Raw genomic sequence first — 1,570 nt, forward strand, 5'->3', positions numbered from 1 at the left:
GCCGCGACTGTCTCTTCCTCACGACCAGACCAACGAGCAGACAAGCCCACGGTCACAAGATCAAAGCTTTTGTTAGAGCCAGTAAGCCCGGTGTCGAGCATGATGCGGTCGACCGTCTCCGTGAGGGTGCTGTCGGCGCCGATGACGGTCTCCATGCCGCCGGGCAGCAGATCCAGCTCTCGGTACCAGTCCCGCAGCTCCGTCTCGCCGATCTCGTCCGCGATGGGCTTGGTGGCGTGGCGAACGAGGGTCTCCTCGAAGGGCACGTGCAGGTAGTAGCCGTGGGTCGGGCCGCGATGGTCAGCACGCAGTTGGCCGAGCATCGCGCCATAGCGGTCGGCGTAGAGGATGCCCTCGATCACGACGTGATACCCGGCGTCGAGGGCGTAGCGGGCGACGGTGCCGATCAGACCGATGTTCGCCGCGCCGGGCCGGTCGCGTTCCCGTAGGACGATCCGGCGCAGATTGTCCTGGCCGACCAGCGCCAGGCCCCGGCCGAACCTGTCACGCATGCCGGCCGCGACCGATGACTTCCCCGAACCCGAGTTCCCGCGCAGCACGACGAGCCGGGTTTCTTCGGTACCTACCAGCATCCACACCACGCTACCGGCAGCCGCCCGGTGGTGGGTGTGGGCCTGGAGGGCTCCTCAGCAGCGATGATGACTGGGGTGAACCGTGGGTGCTCGCCACAGAGTTGATCCAGTCACTTCGCTCCGTGCCGCTGGCCGGTGTCGAGGAAGAGGCCCGAGGTCTCGGCGATCTCCTCCTGCGACGTCCCGGGCCGTAGCGCGGCGAACGACGCAGGGGCGTGCTCGCTCAGCCACACCTCGATCCGCTGCCACGCCTGACAAGGTTTGCCCTGTTGTCGGCCGGTGTCAGTACGTGCTGAGTGGCGCCGTTACTCGGCGTCGAGTTGGTGGTCGGCCCAGAAGTAGCTTTCGGGGAGCAAGTCGGTGACGAGGACGGTTCGGAAGCGGTCGTCTTCGCCGACGATGACCTTGAGGGCGGGGAAGTAGTCGAGAAGGACCTGACGGCACCGGCCGCACGGGGGGACAACCCCACGGTCGCGGTCGCCCACGGTGACGATCGTGTCCAGCTCGTAGATGCCCTGGGCGGCTGCCGCGCCTATGAGGACCAGCTCGGCGCAGGGGCCACCGGTGAAGTGGTAGGCGTTCACCGCCGTGACCATCCGGCCGTCCTGGGCGCGGGCCGCGGCTGCCATGGTGTGGTTGTCGCCCCGGCAGCGAGTGGCCGCGACATGCGCCGCGGCCTGGATGAGTTCGTGGTCGACGTGGTGGGTCTTGGTGGTCATCTTCTCTGCCTTCGTCGGATGTCAGGCGACGTTGACCCGAGTGACGAGGGTGTGCAAGCGAATATCGGCGGTGTGCCTGTTCCGCCAGATGATGTGGCGGCGGATCATGCTGGCCTAGCAGGCCGTGCTCGGCCGGCTTGGACTTCGCGATCTTGTCGTCGATGGCATCGATGTCGATGCGGCCGTGGCCGTCCGGATCGCTGCCGTCGCGGAGCGCCGGGCCCGGCGGGGGGCGGGCGGCGGCGGGCGGAGCCGGCC

Annotated in this window: 2 protein-coding genes and 1 pseudogene; all 3 read right to left on the minus strand. The window is 68.0% G+C overall.

The window, feature by feature from the left end; translation table 11 throughout:
* Nucleotides 1-83 precede the first annotated feature (83 nt).
* A pseudogene (locus FGD71_RS35025) lies at nucleotides 84-593 on the minus strand (P-loop NTPase family protein); the annotation flags it as partial.
* Nucleotides 594-703: 110 nt separating this feature from the next.
* Entirely contained in the window at nucleotides 704-826 is a 123-nt protein-coding gene (locus FGD71_RS49775) for a hypothetical protein (RefSeq protein ID WP_276147175.1), read from the minus strand.
* Between the two features lie 72 nt (nucleotides 827-898).
* Nucleotides 899-1,312 carry a cytidine deaminase family protein gene (locus tag FGD71_RS35035; RefSeq protein ID WP_119104599.1) on the minus strand — a complete coding sequence of 138 codons (414 nt, stop codon included), beginning with the start codon at nucleotides 1,310-1,312 and terminating at the stop codon, nucleotides 899-901.
* Nucleotides 1,313-1,570 lie beyond the last annotated feature (258 nt).

This window comes from Streptomyces sporangiiformans (assembly GCF_005768555.2).
Lineage (GTDB): Bacteria > Actinomycetota > Actinomycetes > Streptomycetales > Streptomycetaceae > Streptomyces > Streptomyces sporangiiformans.